This is a genomic window from Lysinibacillus sp. 10T31, from assembly GCF_056394365.1.
In genome coordinates, this window is sequence record NZ_JBFTHS010000020.1 from 1 (window position 1) to 21,394 (window position 21,394).

At 35.2% G+C, this 21,394-nt stretch carries 26 protein-coding genes and 1 pseudogene; 17 read left to right on the forward strand and 10 right to left on the reverse strand.

Going from position 1 to position 21,394, the window contains the following annotated elements; translation table 11 throughout:
- The 4 genes and pseudogenes from AC1DCY_RS12885 to AC1DCY_RS12900 all read left to right on the forward strand — a co-directional run.
- Nucleotides 1-137 (forward strand): annotated as a pseudogene (locus tag AC1DCY_RS12885) (IS30 family transposase); the annotation flags it as partial.
- A 440-nt stretch (nucleotides 138-577) separates the two neighbouring features.
- Nucleotides 578-976: a MarR family winged helix-turn-helix transcriptional regulator gene (locus tag AC1DCY_RS12890; protein ID WP_477350662.1), complete on the forward strand. Its 399-nt coding sequence runs from the start codon at nucleotides 578-580 to the stop codon at nucleotides 974-976.
- Nucleotides 976-1,323, forward strand: coding sequence for a DUF3147 family protein (locus AC1DCY_RS12895; RefSeq protein ID WP_477350664.1), 348 nt, complete (start codon nucleotides 976-978; stop codon nucleotides 1,321-1,323). Before AC1DCY_RS12890 ends, AC1DCY_RS12895 begins: the two co-directional genes overlap by 1 nt.
- Nucleotides 1,324-1,334: 11 nt before the next feature.
- Nucleotides 1,335-1,820, forward strand: a complete 486-nt coding sequence (locus tag AC1DCY_RS12900; RefSeq protein WP_477350666.1) for a GNAT family N-acetyltransferase — start codon at nucleotides 1,335-1,337, stop codon at nucleotides 1,818-1,820.
- Nucleotides 1,821-1,885: 65 nt separating this feature from the next.
- Here the strand turns inward: AC1DCY_RS12900 and AC1DCY_RS12905 are convergent, their stop codons facing one another.
- Nucleotides 1,886-2,695 carry a hypothetical protein gene (locus AC1DCY_RS12905; protein ID WP_477350668.1) on the reverse strand — a complete coding sequence of 270 codons (810 nt, stop codon included), beginning with the start codon at nucleotides 2,693-2,695 and terminating at the stop codon, nucleotides 1,886-1,888.
- Nucleotides 2,696-2,808: 113 nt separating this feature from the next.
- Here AC1DCY_RS12905 and AC1DCY_RS12910 point away from each other — a divergent pair, with 113 nt between their 5' ends.
- From AC1DCY_RS12910 to thrS, 6 genes are all read left to right on the forward strand, one after another.
- Nucleotides 2,809-3,273, forward strand: a complete 465-nt coding sequence (locus tag AC1DCY_RS12910) for a hypothetical protein (RefSeq protein WP_477350670.1) — start codon at nucleotides 2,809-2,811, stop codon at nucleotides 3,271-3,273.
- A 253-nt stretch (nucleotides 3,274-3,526) separates the two neighbouring features.
- A complete protein-coding gene (locus AC1DCY_RS12915) occupies nucleotides 3,527-4,036 on the forward strand; it encodes a hypothetical protein (RefSeq protein ID WP_477350672.1) in 510 nt (169 codons plus the stop codon).
- Nucleotides 4,037-4,416: 380 nt separating this feature from the next.
- The gene (locus AC1DCY_RS12920) at nucleotides 4,417-4,821 is read left to right on the forward strand and encodes a hypothetical protein (RefSeq protein ID WP_477350674.1); all 405 of its coding nucleotides are present in this window, start codon (nucleotides 4,417-4,419) and stop codon (nucleotides 4,819-4,821) included.
- Between the two features lie 14 nt (nucleotides 4,822-4,835).
- A complete protein-coding gene (locus AC1DCY_RS12925; RefSeq protein ID WP_477350825.1) occupies nucleotides 4,836-5,621 on the forward strand; it encodes a lipid II flippase Amj family protein in 786 nt (261 codons plus the stop codon).
- A 122-nt stretch (nucleotides 5,622-5,743) separates the two neighbouring features.
- Nucleotides 5,744-6,103 carry a hypothetical protein gene (locus tag AC1DCY_RS12930; RefSeq protein ID WP_477350827.1) on the forward strand — a complete coding sequence of 120 codons (360 nt, stop codon included), beginning with the start codon at nucleotides 5,744-5,746 and terminating at the stop codon, nucleotides 6,101-6,103.
- A 445-nt stretch (nucleotides 6,104-6,548) separates the two neighbouring features.
- Nucleotides 6,549-8,477 carry a threonine--tRNA ligase gene (gene thrS, locus AC1DCY_RS12935; RefSeq protein WP_477350676.1) on the forward strand — a complete coding sequence of 643 codons (1,929 nt, stop codon included), beginning with the start codon at nucleotides 6,549-6,551 and terminating at the stop codon, nucleotides 8,475-8,477.
- A gap of 181 nt (nucleotides 8,478-8,658) precedes the next feature.
- On the opposite strand, the gene AC1DCY_RS12940 is transcribed toward thrS, so the two are convergent.
- The gene (locus AC1DCY_RS12940; RefSeq protein ID WP_477350678.1) at nucleotides 8,659-9,123 is read right to left on the reverse strand and encodes a hypothetical protein; all 465 of its coding nucleotides are present in this window, start codon (nucleotides 9,121-9,123) and stop codon (nucleotides 8,659-8,661) included.
- Between the two features lie 137 nt (nucleotides 9,124-9,260).
- The gene (locus AC1DCY_RS12945) at nucleotides 9,261-9,434 is read right to left on the reverse strand and encodes an aspartyl-phosphate phosphatase Spo0E family protein (protein ID WP_387083105.1); all 174 of its coding nucleotides are present in this window, start codon (nucleotides 9,432-9,434) and stop codon (nucleotides 9,261-9,263) included.
- A gap of 526 nt (nucleotides 9,435-9,960) precedes the next feature.
- Between AC1DCY_RS12945 and AC1DCY_RS12950 the strand changes: the two genes are divergently transcribed.
- Both AC1DCY_RS12950 and AC1DCY_RS12955 read left to right on the forward strand, forming a co-directional pair.
- On the forward strand, nucleotides 9,961-10,587 hold the full coding sequence (locus AC1DCY_RS12950) for a hypothetical protein (RefSeq protein WP_477350680.1): 627 nt from the start codon (nucleotides 9,961-9,963) through the stop codon (nucleotides 10,585-10,587).
- 270 nt (nucleotides 10,588-10,857) lie between these two features.
- Nucleotides 10,858-10,989 (forward strand): hypothetical protein, encoded by a 132-nt coding sequence (locus AC1DCY_RS12955; RefSeq protein WP_477350681.1) that lies wholly within the window; start codon nucleotides 10,858-10,860, stop codon nucleotides 10,987-10,989.
- A gap of 522 nt (nucleotides 10,990-11,511) precedes the next feature.
- Here AC1DCY_RS12955 and AC1DCY_RS12960 read toward each other — a convergent pair.
- The 3 genes from AC1DCY_RS12960 to AC1DCY_RS12970 all read right to left on the reverse strand — a co-directional run bounded on the left by AC1DCY_RS12960 (nucleotide 11,512) and on the right by AC1DCY_RS12970 (nucleotide 13,009).
- Nucleotides 11,512-12,066, reverse strand: a complete 555-nt coding sequence (locus tag AC1DCY_RS12960) for a GNAT family N-acetyltransferase (protein WP_477350683.1) — start codon at nucleotides 12,064-12,066, stop codon at nucleotides 11,512-11,514.
- Nucleotides 12,067-12,416: 350 nt separating this feature from the next.
- Nucleotides 12,417-12,881 (reverse strand): hypothetical protein, encoded by a 465-nt coding sequence (locus tag AC1DCY_RS12965; RefSeq protein WP_477350685.1) that lies wholly within the window; start codon nucleotides 12,879-12,881, stop codon nucleotides 12,417-12,419.
- Nucleotides 12,881-13,009, reverse strand: a complete 129-nt coding sequence (locus AC1DCY_RS12970; RefSeq protein ID WP_477350686.1) for a hypothetical protein — start codon at nucleotides 13,007-13,009, stop codon at nucleotides 12,881-12,883. The genes AC1DCY_RS12965 and AC1DCY_RS12970 overlap by 1 nt, the downstream gene beginning before the upstream one ends.
- Before the next feature lie 172 nt (nucleotides 13,010-13,181).
- Between AC1DCY_RS12970 and AC1DCY_RS12975 the strand changes: the two genes are divergently transcribed.
- Nucleotides 13,182-13,676, forward strand: a complete 495-nt coding sequence (locus tag AC1DCY_RS12975) for a GNAT family N-acetyltransferase (RefSeq protein ID WP_477350687.1) — start codon at nucleotides 13,182-13,184, stop codon at nucleotides 13,674-13,676.
- Nucleotides 13,677-13,765: 89 nt separating this feature from the next.
- The gene (locus tag AC1DCY_RS12980; RefSeq protein ID WP_477350828.1) at nucleotides 13,766-14,161 is read left to right on the forward strand and encodes a GNAT family N-acetyltransferase; all 396 of its coding nucleotides are present in this window, start codon (nucleotides 13,766-13,768) and stop codon (nucleotides 14,159-14,161) included.
- Between the two features lie 56 nt (nucleotides 14,162-14,217).
- On the opposite strand, the gene AC1DCY_RS12985 is transcribed toward AC1DCY_RS12980, so the two are convergent.
- On the reverse strand, nucleotides 14,218-14,955 hold the full coding sequence (locus AC1DCY_RS12985; protein WP_477350689.1) for a class I SAM-dependent methyltransferase: 738 nt from the start codon (nucleotides 14,953-14,955) through the stop codon (nucleotides 14,218-14,220).
- 350 nt (nucleotides 14,956-15,305) lie between these two features.
- On the opposite strand from AC1DCY_RS12985, the gene ccsB reads away from it, so the two are divergent.
- Together ccsB and AC1DCY_RS12995 are read left to right on the forward strand one after the other, a co-directional pair.
- Complete coding sequence (gene ccsB / locus AC1DCY_RS12990; RefSeq protein WP_477350691.1) at nucleotides 15,306-16,475, forward strand: c-type cytochrome biogenesis protein CcsB; 1,170 nt, start codon at nucleotides 15,306-15,308, stop codon at nucleotides 16,473-16,475.
- Between the two features lie 11 nt (nucleotides 16,476-16,486).
- Nucleotides 16,487-16,762, forward strand: coding sequence for a hypothetical protein (locus AC1DCY_RS12995; RefSeq protein WP_477350693.1), 276 nt, complete (start codon nucleotides 16,487-16,489; stop codon nucleotides 16,760-16,762).
- Nucleotides 16,763-16,979: 217 nt separating this feature from the next.
- On the opposite strand, the gene AC1DCY_RS13000 is transcribed toward AC1DCY_RS12995, so the two are convergent.
- The 3 genes from AC1DCY_RS13000 to AC1DCY_RS13010 all read right to left on the reverse strand — a co-directional run bounded on the left by AC1DCY_RS13000 (nucleotide 16,980) and on the right by AC1DCY_RS13010 (nucleotide 20,211).
- Nucleotides 16,980-17,180, reverse strand: a complete 201-nt coding sequence (locus tag AC1DCY_RS13000; RefSeq protein WP_053592785.1) for a cold-shock protein — start codon at nucleotides 17,178-17,180, stop codon at nucleotides 16,980-16,982.
- A 219-nt stretch (nucleotides 17,181-17,399) separates the two neighbouring features.
- Entirely contained in the window at nucleotides 17,400-18,026 is a 627-nt protein-coding gene (locus AC1DCY_RS13005; protein WP_477350695.1) for a response regulator transcription factor, read from the reverse strand.
- Nucleotides 18,019-20,211 (reverse strand): ATP-binding protein, encoded by a 2,193-nt coding sequence (locus AC1DCY_RS13010; protein WP_477350697.1) that lies wholly within the window; start codon nucleotides 20,209-20,211, stop codon nucleotides 18,019-18,021. Before AC1DCY_RS13010 ends, AC1DCY_RS13005 begins: the two co-directional genes overlap by 8 nt.
- A 208-nt stretch (nucleotides 20,212-20,419) precedes the next feature.
- Here AC1DCY_RS13010 and AC1DCY_RS13015 point away from each other — a divergent pair, with 208 nt between their 5' ends.
- Nucleotides 20,420-21,340, forward strand: coding sequence for a hypothetical protein (locus AC1DCY_RS13015; RefSeq protein WP_477350699.1), 921 nt, complete (start codon nucleotides 20,420-20,422; stop codon nucleotides 21,338-21,340).
- Nucleotides 21,341-21,394: the final 54 nt, after the last annotated feature.

The window sequence follows — 21,394 nt, forward strand, 5'->3', positions numbered from 1 at the left end:
AGCAAACAAATTTCGAAGAAGTATCACCAGAAGAACTAACAGAATCATTAAACTATATCAACAACCGACCAAGAAAATGTCTTGGTTGGAAAACTGCAAACGAGGCTTTTAATGAGCAATTGTTGCACTTAATTTGACAAATCATCTAAAGAAAAAACCTATGTTTATTTAGGGACAAGCTATACTTCGAATAGAGAAAACTTTCGAATTGGAAGAATGCGTTTCCATATTCGTTGGGGATATTGGAAAAGGAGAGCTCTTTAACACGAGTTCAGACAATATTATTTTTTCTCGGGGGTCCCGTTATGTCAATTTGTCTAGCAGTCATATCTTATTTTGCTGTGAATACGTTCACTAATGATACACTCCAAAATTTTCTTAATGGACTTTTTTATATGAATGGGTCCCTTTTTCTTTTTACAGCTATTCCGATTATCTATCCAAAATGGTTAAAACCTTATGCTAGATGGTACCGAAACATTAAAAAACTGAAAATATAGAATTTTTGATACCTCTTTAAATATATCGAGTATTACGATATAATCGTTCTAAACGATGTATAAAAGGAGTAAATTTTATGATTAAAGACATAAACAACTATTTTACAACGATTTTCTACCATCTACATACAAAGCATGAAGATACAATTTCGCATCAAAGCGTGCGTATTTTACAGATGATTCAAAAGGAAGATGAAGTAACTGTACGTGATATCGCAGAGTTACTGAATATTTCTCAAAATACAGCGTCTGAGCATATAAAAAAGCTGGAGCGTAATGGCTGGGTGAATAAGGAGAGGGTCATAGAAGATCAGCGCAAAGTAAATCTCCATCTTACAGCAGAAGGGTTTATCATCTTAAAGAAAAACACAGAGTTAGATGATGAAAAACTGCAAAATGCGCTAAACCAGCTTTCAGAAGAACAACAACAAACAGTTTTACAGGCATTTCGTCTATTGAGTGAGGTGTCTAAATAATGTACACATTAGTAAAAATTCTTTGCTCGGCAGCCGTTATTGGTATTGTTACAGAGGTTGCTAGAAGGTTTCCTTCCTATGGGGGCATTATCGCAGCACTACCACTTGTCAGTATTTTAAGCATTATTTGGCTTACTGTGCAAAGTGAGTCGAGTGAGCATATTCAGCGCTTTACGGTTGGTGTAATCGTTGGATTACCAGCAACGATGTTTATGTTGTTTGTTATTTATATGGCGATGAAATCATCTATCCATATCGTATTTGCCATTGGACTAGGTGTCATTTCGTGGGCAGTATTTCTAGGTGTTCAAAAAGCCATTGCTAGTATGTTTAATTTTTCAATTTAGGAGAATGATAGATGACAGTAATTCCTATTCAACAATTACCCCAAAATGATGTATGGCAGTTTTTTAAGGAGCATTGGGGAAGTACAGAAATGGTCATTTCCAGTGGGATTTATGACTGTAGTAAATTAGTTGGATTCGCCTATACAGATGAACAAAACACGATTTTAGGCCTCGTAACGTATATCATTCGTGATAAAGAATGTGAAATTATTTCCCTTGATAGTATTGTGGAGGGAAAGGGGATTGGTTCATTGCTTGTACAAGCAGTTGAACAACATGCATTCGAACAAGGCTGCACAATGATTACCCTCATTACGACAAATGATAATTTACACGCGTTAAAATTTTATCAAAAACGAGGTTATCATTTAGTTGAAATTATACAAAACGCGGTCGAGCAAGCAAGAGCATATAAACCTGAAATTCCTTTAATCGGCAATGATGGGATTCCAATTCGTGATGAAATAAGATTAGCAAAGCAATCTGGCTTATATTGAGTCAGGTTGTTTTTATTTGTATTAAAGGCTAGCGCAAAGAAGTAAATTGACGTAAAAAATCCTCACTAGAACTTGAAGCGACGGATAGACCCTTCGGAATGATGGATAGAACGTCCAAAATCGTGGATAGCCCCTTCGGAATGATGGATAGAACGTCCAAAGTCGCGGATAGCCCCTTCGGAATGATGGATAGAACATCCAAAGTCGTGGATAGCCCCTTCGAAATGATGAATAGAACGTCCAAAGTCGAGGATAGCCCCTCCGGAATGATGGATAGAACGTCCAAAATCGAGGATAGCCCCTTCGAAATGATGGATAGAGCGTCCAAAATCGTGGATAGCCCCTTCGAAATGATGGATAGAACGTCCAAAATCGTGGATAGAACCTTCGGAATGATGGGATAAAACGTCCAAAGTCACGGATAGAACCTTCGGAATGATGGATAGAACGTCCAAAATCGTGGATAGCCCCTTCGAAATGATGGATAGAACATCCAAAATCGTGGATAGAACCTCCGGAATGATGGATAGAACGTCCAAAATCGTGGATAGTCCCTTCGAAATGATGGATAGAACGTCCAAAGTCGCGGATAGACCCTCCGAAATGATGGATAGAACATCCAAAATCGCGGATAGAACCTTCGGAATGATGGATAGAACATCCAAAGTCGTGGATAGCCCCTCTGGAATGATGGATAGAACATCCAAAGTCGCGGATAGCCCCTTCGGAATGATGGATAGAACATCCAAAGTCGCGGATAGCCCCTTCGAAATGATGGATAGAGCGTCCAAAATCGTGGATAGCCCCTTCGGAATGATGAATAGAACGTCCAAAGTCGTGGATAGACACTCAGGAATGATGGATAGAACATCCAAAATCGTGGATAGCCCCTCCAGAGCGACGGAAAAAATCCACTGTTTATTTTCGAGGTTTCATCACCTACGATTTCTCGCTATACTTGATGGGTAGCAAGAAAGTGAGGAAAGAAATGAAAAAATTACTATTTGTTTTATTATTTAGTGTTCTAGTGGTGGGAGCGGCATTTATCATTTATTTAAAAAGCAATCCACCACTTGTCATGAATAGCTATACAAATCCTACAGATGATTCAGCTATAAAAATCGTAGAAATAGAGAATAAAGGACTGCGAGACGTAAAGCTTCAGCAAATACTTGTCAATGATAAAATGCCTGAAAATATCGAGCTCGTCGTGAGTAAATCTGAACCGTTTGAAGCAGAAACGAAGCTAGTGGGTAATCCAAATATTTCGTATTATAAATTAAGGCAGGTAAACATTTTCCCTAGTCAATACATAGATCGCAAAGCCATTGGGAAGCAGCCTCAGTATTATGCCGTGAAGGTCGAAGCACCTAATATTAAAAAAATAACGATTAAGTACGATTATTTAAATATGCCATTTACTTTGAAAGCGGAGTTACAAGCTACTAAATAAAGTGAAACTATATTCAGTGGGGGTTTTCTTTCCCCACTGAATATTAGTTTTTACCAATCGGGGTGGAAGTACTGTACATGACGCTTCGCTTCGGTCCAGATAAATTACTGCTCTTTAATACGCAACATACTCGTTTTTTGTCTTATCATTTATGCCCGTGTCATTTCATAAGATTGTTTGATGAAAAAATCCTATTCCTCCTAAAACATGGTAATCTAATAGTAACAGTCGTTAAGATGTTAGGAGGGACTAAATGGGATTTGTCGTTATCGGCATAGTACTTGTTATCTGTGTTTTCACTGTGACTTTAGTGGTAATTTGGAAGCATTCGAACGAGGATATTAGGCTGGAGGTAACAGCTGTATGTGAAGGAAAAAATGAATTAGATCAAGCTATTATGAAAATATACTTTACATTTTCAATTGGCAAACTGGCACATCGTAAAAAAGAAATAATGGGCAGCATTGATTGGTCAAAAGGATGGATGCCTGTTTGTTATAATTTAAAGGAATATGGAGCCTATCAGGACGAAAAATTACTCCCCGCTACAAATGAGAAAACGTATACAACCTTCGAAATCAACGCTACAAATGCTATAGATCCTCTGGGACGGGGTGAGGGGTATATTGTATTAGTATTAGAGGACCCTATCTCTACAGATAAATCCAGAGCAGGTGTGATTCTTGCAGTAACAGCCAATATGGTGACCTACCAGCTATCTGACTCAACTAGCTGGAATAATGACTTTGCAATGAATCATTAAATAAAAAAGCTATTCGTTAGGAGTAAAGTACTAATGAATAGCTTTTCTATTTGGTAGGGAAATAACGGAACTTATTCAAGTATAATTCGTAGAATATATAAGAAGGAGTGTCTTTGGTGTAATCGTTACTATACTATAAGGAAAAACCTTGGGAGATAGACAATGAAGAGGAATTATACAAATATGCTGCTGGGGTTCAAAAGCACATTGCCATCTTAACCTATGGCAATCAGTTAGATGAACAAGCCTTAGACGAACTTATTGCAACATATCTAACAGAGGATAGCTGCGATGACTCAAATAAATATAATATAAGGTATGATACATATGATGCAGATGTGAAAAGTCCCCATAGGAATCATTGGATTTTTGGAATTCAGATGGATGATGAGCAGCTTTTAGAGTTTGAAGCGACTATCCAACGCTTAGATGGTACTCATGTCCGAATTCAACATAGGAGTAGAGGACATTATGAAGTTGAAATTGAGGGTAAACGATATTCCACAAAGGTATATCGAACTAAAGAGTGCTTGAAGGTTTACAGAGAGCCTGTAGAAGGGGGATATTTACTTTTTATCGACGAGGAGTCAGAAGATAATGTGCTGTTAAGAAGTAAAATGCATATGATGCCAGAAAAATTGCAATCGCTTTCTCTATCAGCGACAATTCCTCGTGAAGAATGGGAAGTATATGTACGAGATTGGATCAAACGATTACTAAAAATCATACAAGAGTGCCGACCAATCATCAACCGAAAAGAAGGTAATAGGTTTTGGATATTTTGACAGATAAATTAATAATGATTGGCTTGTTTATTCTCATCATTCATTCGATCGAAACACTTGCGTATGCAGTTCGATTATCGGGTGCACGTGTAAAATTATTAGCCTCTGCACTATCATTGTTTAATGTCATGGTCATGTTTTCTAGGCTAGCAAACATGATGCAGCAGCCTTTTACCGGAAGTCTGACTGACACAGCACCAACGGAAAACACATTGGCATTTGTGGAACAGCAATTCCGCATACTTATTGGCGCCGCTTCACTAGGTACATTGGTAGGCATTCTACTATTGCCGACATTTGTAGCGATATTTTCAAGGGCTATTATTCATTTGTCTGAGGAAAGAGGCTCCATTCCAGCATTATTCAAAAAAGGTTTTAGTATTGAGTATATCAAACGGGGGATAAAACATATTCATTTGCCAAGCTTTTCATACTTAAAGGGGATTAGCTGGCGTGATATTCCCCTTAAATTATTTATGGTGAATGTCGTTATAACGGCCATCTATACAATTGGTGTCTTGTCTGCACTTTACGCCTCTTTATTAGTTCCTGAAAGATCGAATACTGCTGTGATGTCATCAGGACTTATTAATGGTGTAGCAACGATGTTACTAATTATATTTATTGACCCTAAAATTTCCATTCTGGCAGATGATGTTATCAATCAAAGAGGCAGCTACTTAAGTCTTAAACAAGCTTCTGTTATGATGATGGGATCAAGACTACTAGGCACATTTTTGGCACAGCTATTATTTATACCTGGAGCAAAATATATTGCTTGGTTTACACAATTCATGTAAGGGGGATACACATTGATGACAACTATTCAAGCCGAATAACAGCTTTCTCTATAGAATTAAGAAGGATAGATTGAAGTTGATATTTACATGATAACTTTCAAGGAAAGGAAAATTGATATTTGATGAAAAAATTATGCTTCCTAATTTTGATGATGTTTGTGTTAGTTGCTTGTAGTACGAATCAACAAGGGGAGGTACATTACATAGCGAAAAGTGAGAACTGGAAGGCAGTATATCATAGTAATACCGAGGAGGGCTTACAACTTTATTATCTAGGAGAAGAGAAAGATTTAGGTGATTTACAAATAACTATAGAAGGGTCTAAAGAAAAAATAACATTCGATGACGCCCGAGTGAATATGGATAAGCAGTTTGTCTTAAAGAAAAGAGAAAGTGCAAAAATTTTTAAAAAGGATGCTGTCCCAATTATTCATATTAAGTGGCATTCTGACAAGGAGACTTTAGAAGTACGAAGTGGATGAAAACTTAGCTTAGAGATTGCGATTATATCGCAACTTTCCTGCTAAAAGTGGAATGTGCAGGAAAGGACATACTTGGAAGAATAGTCAAAATTGTTCTGTGAAAAATAATTTTCTAACATTGACAAGTATTGGAGCATTTGTTACAGTAAATAACAATTTCACAAAGCAATGAAATTGGCGATGACAAGGACACGAGTTTTGATAAGCGATTTACAGAGAGGGCGGCCATGGCTGAAAGCTTCCTAATGCAGCTAGCAAATCTTACTACCTTTGAGCAGTGCTTGGAAACTTGCACCGTTATTGCAACGTTACTGCATAGCAATGAGCCACTAGTGCATCTAGTGGGAATTTGGGTGGAACCACGGGTAATCAACACATACTCGTCCCTTTATGGGGCGAATATGTGTTTTTTTTATCTTCATTTACTAAAAAAAGAGTAGAGAACATGTCAAATCAATTAATTAACATTCAATTTCCAGATGGGAAACAACAAGCATTTTCAAAAGGTGTTACACTAACCGACATTGCACAAGCGATAAGCCCAGCTTTACGTAAAAAAGCAATCGTAGGGAGTGTGAACGGGACCATCATTGATTTGACACGCCCGATTTTGGAAGATACACAAATTTCCCTGTACGATGCTAGCTCAAAAGAAGGAATTCAGATTATTCGTCATTCAACAGCTCATTTGTTAGCTCAAGCAATTAAGCGTTTATACCCTGATGCTAAATTGGGGGTTGGGCCTGTAATCGAAAATGGGTTTTATTATGATATCGATATTGCGCATTCCTTTGCCCCTAGTGATTTGCGACAAATTGAAAAAATGATGAAGCAAATTGTGCAAGAAAATATACAAATTCAGCGTAAAGAAGTAACAAGAGCAGAAGCACAACAGCTATTTGCTCATGATGCGCTAAAGCTAGAGTTATTAGAGGATATTCCTGAACATGAAGTTGTGACGGTTTATGAACAAGGAGATTTTTACGATCTATGTCGAGGGCCCCACGTACCTTCTACAGGTAAATTACAACATTTTAAATTAATGAATGTGTCCGGAGCTTACTGGCGTGGAGATAGCAATAATCAAATGCTTCAGCGTATATACGGTGTAGCATTTGCCTCAAAAAAAGAGCTTGAGGAACACTTTGTTTTCTTAGAAGAAGCGGAGAAGCGGAATCATCGAAAGCTTGGAAAAGAACTAGAGTTATTTATGTTTTCGGAAGAAGCACCAGGAATGCCGTTTTATTTAGCAAATGGTCAAATTATTCGCAACGAATTGGAGTCTTATTTACGTCATGTACAAGCAAAATTTGATTATCAAGAAGTACGGACACCATTGATGATGAACCAGCGTCTATGGGAGCAGTCAGGACATTGGGATTACTATAAAGACAATATGTACTTTACACATGTAGACGACCAAAGCTTCGCATTAAAGCCGATGAATTGCCCTGGACATATGTTGATTTTTAAAAATGCTTTACATTCGTATAGAGATTTACCGATTCGTATGGCAGAGTTTGGTCAAGTTCATCGTCATGAATTTAGTGGCGCATTAAATGGACTTTTACGAGTTCGTACTTTTTGTCAGGATGATGCACATATTTTTGTTACTCCACAGCAAATTGAAGATGAAATTGCGCTCGCACTGAAAATTATTGATGAGATATACAAAGTTTTTGGCTTCCAATACGATATTGAATTATCAACACGCCCAGTTGATTATATGGGTGATATTGAACTTTGGAATCAAGCTGAAGCGGCGTTAGAAAACGTACTAACTAATCTAGGCTTTCCTTTTACAATTAATGAAGGTGACGGAGCATTTTATGGACCAAAAATTGATATTCATATTAAAGATGCCATTCATCGCAGTCACCAATGTGCAACAGTACAGCTCGATTTCCAACTACCTGAGAAATTCGATTTAACGTATATCAATGAACAGAATGAAAAAGTAAGACCAGTCGTTATTCATCGAGCGGTATTCGGTTCTATTGATCGCTTCTTAGGTATATTGATTGAGCATTTTGGAGGGGCGTTCCCAACGTGGCTTGCACCTCAGCAAGTTAAAGTAATTGGGGTTGCAGATAGCCATCAAGAATATGTACAGCAAGTAGTTGATGCTTTACAAAAGGAACAAATCCGTGTAAGCATTGACGATCGACAAGAAAAGCTGGGTAAAAAAATTCGTGAAGCTCAAATGAAAAAAATACCTTATATTTTAGTGCTTGGTAATAAAGAAATGGATAATCAACATGTCACTGTTCGTAAATATGGTCAGCAAGCATTAATAGAAAAAACGTTGCAACAGTTTATAGAGGAAATAAAGCAAGAAATACAGCAAAAAGCTTTATCTTATAAAGGGGATTAAACAATTTAGCTCGCCTGCTAGTGGGAATTCATTACCACTAGAGGCGAGTTAAAAAAATGAAATAAATATCGCGATGTATGTTTTTGTAAAAATCACTTAAAAATGTAGTTTTTTTCTTCGAATTTGCTACTATTAATCAATTTTCAAGCATACAATAAATTAAACAACAAACGAAATACATTTAATTGGCGCTGTTCTCTTGATAATTACTATTTCCTAAAAGGATAGTTTGTGTCTCAACGTCAATGACCAGGTATTTATGATAAGTCTCCTGATTATTTTGCTTAAAGGATGCTAAAAAATATACTTGTCGATTGGGATGAATAAAAGTATGTTGAGAGAGGTCTAATTTTTTACGTTTAAAATTTGTTTTTAGATGAAATGTTTCCTCAGCCTTCGCTACGTCCTTAAAGGCTATTTTTTGACGAATGTTTAAGGTAGCATCGTTATATTCCTCATAGATTGTCTTATCTAATTGATGATAAAAATCATTCTCAGTACGAAATGTCTGATATTGATTATTAGGATATTTATAAGATGTAGTTCCAGAAGGTATGCAAAGAATAGGTGCTGTATTTTCTACTGAATCTTGAGGTTGCTGTAGTAAAAAGCTTGAAACGACCAATGATAAAAAAAATACCTGCATTTTTAGGCCTCCTTTTTCCTGTCATAAAGAAGATATCCCATTTTTATGTTGTTTATACGTATCTTTACAATAACAATAGGAATTTTATATTCGGAACCTAAAACAGGATAAAACTAGACGGATCATTGAAAATAGTTTTAGCTTGCTTTATTGATCGCTTTTGAATATTTATTTAGTAGGTCATCTAATTCTTGACTACAATCTACAACGCTAGGATGGGTGAAACCTAAATCCATAGCCTTTTTATACATATCTTTCCTTTTAATTTCAATCTCCATCTTCAAGAATTGTTTAAACGATATATTAACCAAAATCTTTTCCCCCTAAAATTTTTTCTTCATATTCTTGAAATACATTGACCTCGATTCAACTTTTTCATTGTATCTCACCTAAAACGAAAAATATGTCACATTGTGTATAGGTTGAGAAATTCGTAATTTAGTCATAGAAAAATATATTCATTTTTATTTAGTGAATAAATAAGAAATTCTAATATTGTATGTTTTGACCTATTTAAATTACCTTAATTTGCATTAATTATATGTTATTTAACCCTTTATATTAGAATGTTAGGGTTTTTTTTTGGACATATTTAAGGAAAGGGCAAGGGTGATATTTAATAGATTTGCTTCTTTTTTACTATGAAAATCTATGTCGGAATCGACTGAAATTTTAACGGACTACGTATCTTGTCACAATTTATCAAATTAACTTCTTTGCTGTTTGTTATTGAGGAGATTTTATTTTGATTAATAATGTTGAGAATTTTCGAAATATATGGAATGGTGGGTAAATTAGTTTGTGAATCTATTAAATGATAGGAGGAGGGATACGGTGTTGAAGTTAAGGTTACCAATAATATGGGTTATTGTCGTTTCTAGTTTAATGTTAATAGCGTGTTCAGAGATGAAAACAAAAACAGGCGAATCTCCAGGATCAACAGCGGTTACTAACCATTCCGTTCAACACGTGGAAGAGTCTAAATCGACATCTCCGGTCATTGATAGAGATTATGATTTTACATACTTAGAGGAATTGACAGAGGAAAAAAGAACTTTATATGATGAATTTTTACGCAAAGGGAATATTAATAGTTTGAAGACTTTTACACCAGAAGAAATGGTGTTAATTATGATGAATTTAATATTTGAGAATAATTTCGATAAGCTCTATACCATTACCTACAATAACAATGAGCTTCCAGATAAAGAAACCTTTATAGCGGAGTATATAGATTATTTATTAGATGAGCAAATACAGGATTATTTAATGTACAGATACTACGATAATATTTCCTTGAATAAAGATTCTAGCACTGAAAGTATAGCAATAGTTAAAATAGAGATAATTTTTGGAAGCTCTCACTATCTTAAGACATTTGCCTTACTTAAAGAGGATGGTATGTGGAAGGTTGACTTATACAATTATATGAAAGAAAAGAAAGTAAAATCAGAAGAAAAATAGCGGAGGTAATATTGACCGTCATTTACTTTGTAAGACATACTCATTCCCAGCTATACAGCTGATGAGTACAATCGTCCACTTTCTGACAAAGGGTTTGAGGATTGAGGTCATGTAGTCCTTATAAAAGAGCCTTTCAGACGGTAGTGGGCATAGTACAAGAACAAAAATTTAAAGAAAGAATACTATCTAATGGAAATATATTGGATTTTGACGCTGCCATTCATCAAATATGGAGTCATCCAAATTTCGCATTTGAGGATGGAGAATCTAGTGAAACTACAAAGTCTGTTGACCAAAAACCTCAGCGGATGTTATGGAATCGGCTTTGTGCAAGAACAAAACCGATTAGACGCAATTATGCCGAGGCATAATGGATCTGTACCTACATCTGAAGCATTTTAACAATGCCCATAAAACATAAGTTAAGAAATTATTTTTAAGCACTTTAAATAAAAATTTAATTTTTTTAATAATTACTGTAACTTTTATTGGACTTAATCGTACATATTAATAGAATCTAAAACTAAGCAAAGATTAGTAAGATTCACTTTCGCGAATTGACCAGGACTCACTTCATTGCTGAGATTCTGGTCTTTTTGTATTTGTTCCTAAAAAATGTTTTTAAAGCTACTCTTACTCAGGCAATAGCGATATCCAATTGTTTTGATAGCAAAAGCAAAGCGTCAGCTACAATTATTTTCTGTAGCGAAAGCAAAGCGTCAGCTACAGAAGTATGCCGAGGTATAATTGATTGCCTGATGTGTATAAACTAACATTCCAGCATTTCATGTTATGTAAGGTTCAAAGAATTTGGAAAGAATAGAAGAAGGGGCTGTCTACTGGCAGCCCCTTCTTCTATTTTTATCGAGAACTTTATATGATTTATCGAGAAAGCAGATGTTTTTCCACTCTACGAAAAATTGCTTATCCTATTTGAGTCCAATCTTCTCGCAATAAACCAAATAAAACTACATCATGAATTTGGCCGAAGCGGAAAATCTCATTTCGTAGAATACCTTCTTTTGTAAAGCCACATTTTTCATAGGAACGAATAGCTCTTTTATTAAAGCTGAAAACCTGAAGTTTAATTTTATTAATGGAAATATAATTAAAAATAAAATGAATAAGAGTTTTCATGGCATCGGTTCCAAGCCCTTTACCGTGCCATTGTTCGCCAATCGATATGCCTACAAAGCAAGTACTATTTTTCCAGTTGATTCCATAAACACCACAGGAGCCGATAAGCTCATTAGTCGACTTTTCAAATATACCGAAGATAAACTCCTCTTTTTTGCCACTAATACTTTGAAAGAATGAAGAATGATCCTCGAATGTTTTTGGAAAGGGAATTTCGTCGTTGGCAAGGAGCAACGATTTTTTTTCACTTTCAATTTTTACAAATGCTTCTAAGTCGGAGGCAGTCATTTGCTGTAAAGTAATAGATTGACCTGTAAGAAATTCTTTAAAATAATTTTCCATTTTTTTCTCCCTTGTTCAAGGGCTGCAGTTAGAGTCTACACCCCTTGGATTATTTGTTGTATAAACAAAACATCTACTGCAATTTCCGCACTCATATGCACAACTCCTTTAGTTTAGATATCTTTATAGTAGCATTATTGGTAATTAATAGAAATAAATATTTTAATGGCTCATCTCCATAACGAATGGTGATTTCCGTTCCGACTGGGCGCGTCCGATGAGCTTCTTCGCTCCGAGGTTTCAGCTGTGACGCTGATCCCCGAGAGTCGCCCAGTCTCTCCACTCAATTCAACTTATACCATAAATGGCATACGTTTTAATAAATGTATCCCCAATTTTAGGTGATAAATCTATTTAATTATAGTTTTTGAAGGGGGCCAATTTGTCTGATTGTCTACATTTTGTTGCTCTATCCAATTTAGAAAATAGTCTGTGCATTGAATATCGTAGTCTAACACTGCTTTATATACATAAATCGAAGGAAGTACTAGGGATTTCTTAAGTAGTTCTTCTTTAATACTTAAAATATACTTTCGACTCTCCATTGTTAAGGAATCGTTCATTATCGATACTAAATCTCTTGATAGAGGGCCATTCCGTGTTTCAGAAAACAGCCACATATCAATATTCCAAATTTCTGATGGCGTATGCTCATATTGTAAATTAAAATAGTAACCATTAAATGTTGTTTTCGAAAAATTACGATATTTCAATTCTAAAACCTTCGGATTGCTAGTTAAATCAGATAATATCGACATAGCTTTTGCTGCATTCGGGCGAACACAAAATGTTTCGATATCGATATCTTGATCCACTAGTAAATCGCTGTATCGCCGACAATATAAGATTGACCAATTGTATTCCATTTTTCTGGTAGTTCCAATTCTTCTAGAATGAGCATGGCAGTTTCTTTTCGCTTAGAAGCTCTCTCTAATAATTCCAAAATTTACACCTACTCCACAATAAATTTCAAAATCATGTTAGAATACATTATATTTGTCATTTGTTCAATATATTATGAAGAGAATCAACTGTGCCTAGACCAATCTAAAGAAGAAAGAAGGGGAGGTTAATTAAGTAGATTACGAGGACTAAAGATGAAAAGGAGAGCTTCGATGAGATTAAAATTTTATGAAGAAAATGATGATCACTTAATTGAACGATACACGATTACAGAGGAGCAGCTCCGCTATACGATGTCTCCGAAAGAGAGCATTGAACTAGTGAAGCTGGACAAGAATCGTCATGCCATTCTTTTAATAGATCAAGACAAGCTCGTGACCTTCTTTGTGTTACATGAAAAAGAGGGTGTTCAGCCATATTCCTCAAATGAACACGCAATTTTAATCCGTGCCTTTTCGACAGACTTTTATGAACAAGGGAAAGGCTATGCGAAAGCGGCATTACGGCTTTTGCCGGACTTTGTTTTGCAGCATTTTCCAAATATCAATGAGCTTGTGTTAGGGGTTAATCTACCGAATGTTGCCGCACAGTCACTTTATAAAAAATGCGGATTTGTCGATGAAGGAAGGCTGGCAATAGGGTTCAGGGAGAAGATTAAAGTGATGAGTTATTACATGGGTAATATTGATAGAGAAAAACTTGATTAGAAATGGTGTGCTTTAGAAAAATCTTTTTGTCGTACAACCATGAATTTAGCTATAAAAGAATGAGGTGAACAGAATTGCTGGAAGCACGTATGGACCATTTCGATGAAATATGTAGGATTGATCAAGAAGTAATTGGAGATTTTTCGAGAAGGGAGTATTTGCGTACTGCAATTAACGAGAAGCGTTGTATCATTCAACAGAGTGGAAAAGGGATTGCGGGCTTTCTTATTTTTACGAATGACTTTTTTGACAATAGCTTCATTTCATTAGTTATTGTTAAGCCATCTGAGAGAAGAAAGGGCATTGCCACAGCATTATTAGATTTTTATGTAGAGATGTCTACCACTCCAAAAATCTTTTCTTCTACTAACCAATCAAATGCTAGTATGCATAAAGTATTTGAAACGGCGGGATTTATAAAAAGTGGGTTTATTGAAAACTTAGACGAAGGAGATCCAGAAATTATTTATGTGAAATTAAAGTAGTAGAAGGCAAGTCTCGGGCAGTAAGATACTGCTGCGAGACTTGCAACTATGAAAGGTTATTTTTTTGCTCGTATTAATAAAAATGAAGGGCGACGATGCTCATTTTCTAATGAAGGAAGTTTTTGAATAGCTTCTGAATCAGGAAGCGGCTCTAGCATTTTTTCTATCGTTAAGTCATGTGCGATTAATGTATTAATGATTGTAGAAATGCTACGGTGATATTTAACAACACCATCCACAAGCCATGGTCGCTCACGCAAGCCCTCATTATGGTAATCGTCAATTGCGTAATGGCTCCTCTTGCCACTGTCATCATAAATCCAATTATCCTCTATTGATTGACGAGCTGTAACAATCGGATGCTCTACAGAAAAAATAAAAACGCTACCAGGGCGAAGCATTTTCGCAATTTTACCAATTACTGCACTAAAATCCTTAATATAATGTAAGGAAAGCGAGCTCGTTATACAGTCAAAGCTGTTAGGAGCTGCATGATAATCCTCTATTGCTCGCAAATTGTAGTCTATATGCGGATGGGCATGTTCACTTTTAGCAATTGCTAGCATATTGTGTGAAACATCAATAGCGGTTACATGCTGTGCGTTATTTTCTATGCAATAGAACGCAAATCCTCCCATTCCACAGCCGATATCAAGTATTCGTAAATTAGTGATATTAGGAAGCAGGGATTTTAACGCTGGTTTTTCAAGCAAGTTATTATAGTTATTTGGTGCTTGGCGAAGTTTTTGATATTGATGGAAAAATTCAGGATGGTCATAAATATTTTGTTTCATAGTAAACCTCCAATTGTTTTACATAACGTTATGTAACATTTGCGCATACTTATTGTCACATAGCTGCCTCGAAAGAAATAGACTTTTATTTCTAATTTTAGTAAGATGTAGGTTGAGGCATGCCAACTTTTATAGTTCGCCATCTATTTAATTGTATAGATGGTTTTTTGACATGAGGACGTCTTTTTAGAGACCTTTTATACTGTACGTTTTTCACGCCATGAAATTGTAACAATTCGAAAAAATAAGATTATTTAGAGGTAAATGATGGCACTTATTTTTATGAATGACGTTATTTTTATTGGGAGTAATTATGCGGTTTCCCAAAAAATACATTGGAGGATGTTACATTGAGTAAAGAAACATTATTAAGTACAAGTAGTAATTCATTGTTTGTGGCATTTATTTTATTACTAATCGCCATTATACCGATTGGGCTTGCCGTGAAATCAAAAGGAAGGATATTTGGAAAAGTTGGGATATTACTTACATATATTGCTTTTGTCTTACAGCTAGTTTATTTCATTTTAAGGTGGATTGCTGTTGATCATGCACCTGTAAGTAATATGTATGAGTTTATGACATTCTTTGGCATCATGCTTACTGGCAGCTATCTGATCATTCATTTTTTATATAAGCAAATTGTTGTAGGTTTGTTTACCATCTCTGTGTCATTAATTATTCTCGGTTATGGAAGCGTTTTTACAAAAACAGTATCACCACTTGTTCCATCACTGCAAAGCAATTGGTTAACGATTCATGTTATGACCGTTGCATTTTCAAGTGCTATTTTATCGATTTCGTTCGCAACCGGGATTATTTATTTGTTAAGAACATTAGATGTTTCTAAATTTTCGTTTAGTACATTTGCCTTAGAATTTGTTATGTATTGTTTAATTGTCGTAATTGGCTTTATCGGCGTGGCCACATATTTTAACATAGCAGCAGATAAGGTCGAGGTTCAATTTGAAAATAAGCTAGATAAGGTAGAAACAGCCGTTTATACGATGAAGCCGCTAATTGTCAATAAAGATGCAGTAACATCTAGTGGGGATCAGGTTGGTATTTTGCAGATTACAAACAAGTTAGATGCAAAGAAATTGAATTCTATAGTTTGGTCATTTATCGTTGGAACGATTTTGTATGTGTTGATTTTACTCATTACGAGAAGACGGTTAATTGTTTTATTAAAGCCATTAACAAATCGTGTACAGCCAGCATTAATGGATGAAATTACATATCGAGCTGTTGTAATAGGCTTTCCGCTGTTTGCTTTAGGTGGACTTTTGTTTGCCATGATTTGGGCACAGATTGCTTGGAGTAGGTATTGGGGCTGGGACCCTAAAGAAGTGTGGGCACTTATAACATTTTTATTTTATGCTGCTTTCCTTCATTTCCGACTTTCCAAAGGCTGGGAAGGGGAAAAGACAGCTTGGTTAGCGATTATTGGTTTTGGCATTATCGTGTTTAATCAGGTATTTGTAAATCTAGTGATTGCAGGGTTACATTCTTACGCATAAGGATGTTTTGAATGAATTATTTTCTTAAGTTGAATGTAGTGAGTATGTTATATGGGTTAATGTTCTTTATTTCTTTGGAAATGCAAGTGAATTATTATCGCATTGTGAGACTTACGGGGTGGGAAGAGCAATATTTCGATATGATAGCATTACTTTTACATGGTGTTGGTTTTGTTGTAGCAACTATTGTGCTATATAAACTATCATTTAAGTGGATAGCGCATCGTCGATTGGACAACAATTTTGTGGCTACCATATACAGTGCTATTCATTTTTATATTTGTTAGTGTGTATCCGATCACTTATCAGGGAGATATGCCTGCGCCCGTACAAGGGTTAATTCTTTTTGCGATGCTCTTGTTTTATCCATTTTATATAGGAGCTTTGAATATAGTGTGCTATCATTCAAAATTTGAAACTGTACAAATAAAATAACCGTAAAAAAGAGACATCCATCAATTTGGATGTCTCTTGAATTTTGCAATGTTTATTCTAAAGCTAAAATTAAAGCTTTACAACATTAGTTGCTTGTGGTCCGCGGTTACCTTCTTCAACGCCGAATTCTACTTTTTGGCCTTCTTCTAAAGTTTTAAAGCCATCAGATTGAATTGCAGAGAAGTGTACGAATACATCATTTCCACCTTCTACTTCGATGAAACCAAAACCTTTTTCTGCGTTAAACCATTTTACTGTACCTTGTGTCATGTGAACAACCTCCCAAAAAAATTAAACAATCATATTGCTTCGATCGCTTGCAAAAAAATCACATATTCAAAAGCTCGTATTACTTTTGAATACGTGATTTTAACGGCTAAGATGAAGTAATTTAATTATTGTTTTTATTATATATCAGTTCCAAATATTTATCCAGTATATTCCGCTTTTAGTAAGAAAAAATTTACATTAAATCTATTTTTAATAAAATTAGTCTATCCATGCCTTCTCTTTAGCGACAATTACTGCCTCTGCACGGGATTCTACGTTTAGTTTAACAAAAAGTTTGGATAAATAGTTTTCAACGGTGCGCTGTGTGACCCCAATGGCTGAAGCAATTGCTTTATTTGTACAACCTTGTGCGACAAGCTGTAATATCTCTTGCTCCTTGTGGCTTAGTAAAACCTCTTGCTGTACATTTGTTAGATTGGTGCGCTGCTGTACAAAATCTAAAAAATCAGCCGCTAGTAATATCTCACCTCTTAGTGTGGCTTCAATGGTTTGAATAACTTGCTGTTTCGTGGCAAGCTTTGATAATAGTCCATCGACCTTTTTTTCGATAAGAAGTTCGTAATAATCGGAAAGCTCATAGCCTGTATAGAGTACAATCAGTGCTTCTGGTTGCTTTTTCTTAATCACTTCTGAAAGTTGGATGCCATTGATTGGCTTCATATTTATATCGATTAAAAATAATTGAAAAGCTTGAGCATCCATTCTAGACAGAACAGCGGCACTATCCTGCTCAGTGTCTATATGAACATTTGTTAAATCCTGTAATAATGTTTTTGTACCATCTAAAACTACAGGATGGTCATCTACAATAAGAATTTCAATCATGTGATTCCACGTCCTCTTGTATTTGAATAACTATATGCATTCCTTCATTATGACTGGAGGTTATCCTGATGTCCCCATTAAAAGCACGGACACGTTCTCGAATACCGTTAATGCCCATAGAAGCTGAAGATTGCATTAAATCTTCAATATCGCAGCCAATACCATTATCATCGTATTGAAGGATAAAACCTCGATTTATCACTTGTAGTTTTAGTGAAACTTCAGTTGCATCGGCATGCTTAATTGCATTATTTAAAAGCTCCTGTACTAGGCGATAGACAACTAAATGTAAGGTTGCATCTTGAAATTGGACACGTTCTATTTGGGCGTTTAACAAAAAGTCCGCACGTATTTTCACCTTTTGAATCAGTTTTTTTAAGGCGATTTGAAGCCCAAATGTGTCAAGCAATGGGGGGCTTAGATTCTCACAATACTCACGTAAATCCTTCGTTGCATTTAGCAATTGCTCTCGAATGTCTAATACCTTTTCTTTTTTGATAATAGGCGAGCTAGCAATTACATCTAACTCTCTCGCTAAATGAAGTTGCTCTTGCAATATGGTGTCATGTAATTCCTGTGCTAAAATACTTTTTTCCTTTTCAATGATATTCCATAATAATTTATCGAGCCAAGGAAGCTGTGTATCATTGTTATCCTGCATAAGCCTTATTTCACATACTAAATCTTCAATAAGCTTCAAATTATCAATAAACATTGAAACATAGAGGGCAAGTAACTCTAACCAAAGAAGCTCTTCCTTTTGTAATACATGTCTAATTTTTAATATGATTTTTTCTTCACCTGTATCATGTAATAGCAGATGAGTCATTTCATTCTCTATGCTAACTTCGCCATGAGTGAATGGCACATCTTCCGTTATTGATATAATTGTAAAAGCAGTAGTACCTAGCTTTTCTGTTATCTCATACTTGAATTGATCCAGTAATTCTTGCTGGGTTTTTACTTTACCCATACGATTAACGGCAGCATATAAATTATGTACATAATTACCAGTGGATGAAAAAATGATCTTTCGATATTTAAAATCAAGCTGCTCTTTAATATAGAAGCTAATAATGATGACTAGGAATACAAGTATAAAGACAATTGTAATTTCAACAATCGATAGTTTGTCTATTAACAGATAGGTAATGCCTGTAGTTACTATTAATGTACTAAAAAAGGCAAGTGTTGAATAATAGCGTAAACGTGATAATTGATATTCAATATCGAATAATCGTTCATTCACTTGAATGAAGATAAAAGAAAATGGAATAAACAATAAAAATAATGCAGCTACCTCAGAATGCAAAATAGGGTTTTGACTTAATATTTCAGGTATGACGAAAAACAGTAAAAACGGTAAGAAAGGCGTAATAAACGCAATGGAGATTAGTCGGATTTTTGCTAGTTTAGTTCGTAAATAACTAGTTAGTAAAATATAGATGGCATAGAGAACTAGTAAGGCAAACAATCCTAAATTAATTAATGATGCTATCGTCCTGAAATCAGAATTAACTATTATAATGAAATCACTGCAAGGTATTAATAGTATTATTAAATAAAGCCACTTAGTATTGATGTGGCGCCATTCTATACATAGATAGCGGAAATAAAATTGTAAAAAGTGAATAAAAAGCACTATGCATAAAACGATACCAATAGTTATTACTAATGATCCAATTAGATTTCCTCTAGCTGATGCTCCTGTACTTATATATGCCAATGAACAGGTTAACAAAAATAATGTTAGTAGACTAGTTAGTAGATTATCTTTATTTCTTCGACATAAATAAATGGCGACCCCAAAAGATAAGACAAAATAAAACATTGGAAAAATAATTTGCAAATAAAATTCTTCCGGAATATCTTTATGCTTAACTTTAACAGAATGAACATTACCATTAGGCTTCATAAACGTTAGTTCCTTAGCACTTCTAACGATAGAATTGAGTTGGATAGAACGAACATCTTCTGCAGGTTTGCCATCGATTGTCAGTAGAAGATCACCTTTTTCAATGTTGTTTTGCTGCGCCCAATCGGGATAATAGAATTCATCTATGATAGGCTGTCCGCTAGTTGTGTCCACATAAATACAAATTAAAGGTATTTGTATTGCCACTACTAGCACATAAATACCGAGGAGTAAGTAGGTTATGAAAATACTATATGTCCATTTACTCATCGTTTTCTCTCAAATATTTGCATGATAATATTGCCCCATTTCGATCTTAAGTACCTATATATTATCCATAATTATTGGTAATTTTGGAATACCGAAATAAGGTGTTTCGGAAAACCACTATTGCTTTTTCGGAATAACGAAGTAGTTTTTTCGGTGTAGCCTATGATAGTGTAAATCTAGCATTTGTGACGAAAAGGGGGAGCGTTGCATGAAAAAGAAAGGGTTGCTACTAATCCTTTTTTTTCTAGTTGTCATAATGTCGTACCCGAATACAACAATCGCTAAGAACTTTGAGAATGATACGGTGAAAGTAGATATTTGCATTATTGGGGGTGACAATCGTTTTGTCTATAAGATTCCTAAGCATTTACATAATAATACGCCGTATGTTGAGATGAAGAATAATATTGAATCTTCTTTAGAAAGTCATTGGAAGGTCGGGGATGCTCGTTATGAAGCCCACCAGACAGAAGTTGCATATACTTTTTCCATTCAAGATTTAATTAATGAAAAACAAAATGGGCAAATGAAGGTAGCGATACCGTATACTTTTTTAGTAGGAATGTTTGGTGAAAATGATGCCATTCAATTACGCATTTTGGCAAGTAAATTAGTCGATTGGGAAGCCAACTCAAAGGATTGGGCAACACACGGATTTGTTGAACCGCCCACTTATTTTAGTGAGCAGGAATATGTTTATAAGGGAGCGGTCAACGAGCTACTACAGCAGCGGGTAGGACATTTTAATGGCACGGTTATGAAAGGGAAATTGGTTCTACATAGTATTATTTATTTTAACTTTATTATTGCACAGCTTATCTCCTGTATAATTTTATCAAGACGCTTAAAAAAGAGAATAATAGAAGATCCAGAAAACATGCATCAGTTCCGAAAGCTTAACTATATGTATCAAATCATTCCGATATTGATTATCGGTGTGCAAATTGTATTTCTAGTTATGTCAGGGTTACTGACTGCTTTCAGTCTCTATTTTTCTCCAGGGATGGATCTTTTACTTATTATTGTTCCTATTTTATTTAATATTATTTTGTTACCAACATTTTTTGTCACAATTGAGAGCGAAATCTCAAAAGAGCTAGAAAACAATTCCTTTGGTACAGATATGTGAATATTGTTTTTATTGTTTGGTCGTCCAAATGTAGTTATTAGATGTTATAATGGT

Excerpts from the sequence above, each read along its gene's own strand:
- AC1DCY_RS12890 (WP_477350662.1), top strand. The coding sequence starts at position 578 with ATGATTAAAGACATAAACAACTATTTTACAACGATTTTCTACCATCTA.
- AC1DCY_RS12895 (WP_477350664.1), top strand. The coding sequence starts at position 976 with ATGTACACATTAGTAAAAATTCTTTGCTCGGCAGCCGTTATTGGTATT.
- AC1DCY_RS12900 (WP_477350666.1), top strand. The coding sequence starts at position 1,335 with ATGACAGTAATTCCTATTCAACAATTACCCCAAAATGATGTATGGCAG.
- AC1DCY_RS12910 (WP_477350670.1), top strand. The coding sequence starts at position 2,809 with ATGAAAAAATTACTATTTGTTTTATTATTTAGTGTTCTAGTGGTGGGA.
- AC1DCY_RS12915 (WP_477350672.1), top strand. The coding sequence starts at position 3,527 with ATGGGATTTGTCGTTATCGGCATAGTACTTGTTATCTGTGTTTTCACT.
- AC1DCY_RS12920 (WP_477350674.1), top strand. The coding sequence starts at position 4,417 with ATGGATGATGAGCAGCTTTTAGAGTTTGAAGCGACTATCCAACGCTTA.
- AC1DCY_RS12925 (WP_477350825.1), top strand. The coding sequence starts at position 4,836 with ATGATTGGCTTGTTTATTCTCATCATTCATTCGATCGAAACACTTGCG.
- AC1DCY_RS12930 (WP_477350827.1), top strand. The coding sequence starts at position 5,744 with ATGAAAAAATTATGCTTCCTAATTTTGATGATGTTTGTGTTAGTTGCT.
- thrS (WP_477350676.1), top strand. The coding sequence starts at position 6,549 with ATGTCAAATCAATTAATTAACATTCAATTTCCAGATGGGAAACAACAA.
- AC1DCY_RS12940 (WP_477350678.1), bottom strand. The coding sequence starts at position 9,123 with ATGCAGGTATTTTTTTTATCATTGGTCGTTTCAAGCTTTTTACTACAG.
- AC1DCY_RS12960 (WP_477350683.1), bottom strand. The coding sequence starts at position 12,066 with ATGGAAAATTATTTTAAAGAATTTCTTACAGGTCAATCTATTACTTTA.
- AC1DCY_RS12975 (WP_477350687.1), top strand. The coding sequence starts at position 13,182 with ATGAGATTAAAATTTTATGAAGAAAATGATGATCACTTAATTGAACGA.
- AC1DCY_RS12980 (WP_477350828.1), top strand. The coding sequence starts at position 13,766 with ATGGACCATTTCGATGAAATATGTAGGATTGATCAAGAAGTAATTGGA.
- AC1DCY_RS12985 (WP_477350689.1), bottom strand. The coding sequence starts at position 14,955 with ATGAAACAAAATATTTATGACCATCCTGAATTTTTCCATCAATATCAA.
- AC1DCY_RS12995 (WP_477350693.1), top strand. The coding sequence starts at position 16,487 with ATGAATTATTTTCTTAAGTTGAATGTAGTGAGTATGTTATATGGGTTA.
- AC1DCY_RS13000 (WP_053592785.1), bottom strand. The coding sequence starts at position 17,180 with ATGACACAAGGTACAGTAAAATGGTTTAACGCAGAAAAAGGTTTTGGT.
- AC1DCY_RS13005 (WP_477350695.1), bottom strand. The coding sequence starts at position 18,026 with ATGATTGAAATTCTTATTGTAGATGACCATCCTGTAGTTTTAGATGGT.
- AC1DCY_RS13010 (WP_477350697.1), bottom strand. The coding sequence starts at position 20,211 with ATGAGTAAATGGACATATAGTATTTTCATAACCTACTTACTCCTCGGT.
- AC1DCY_RS13015 (WP_477350699.1), top strand. The coding sequence starts at position 20,420 with ATGAAAAAGAAAGGGTTGCTACTAATCCTTTTTTTTCTAGTTGTCATA.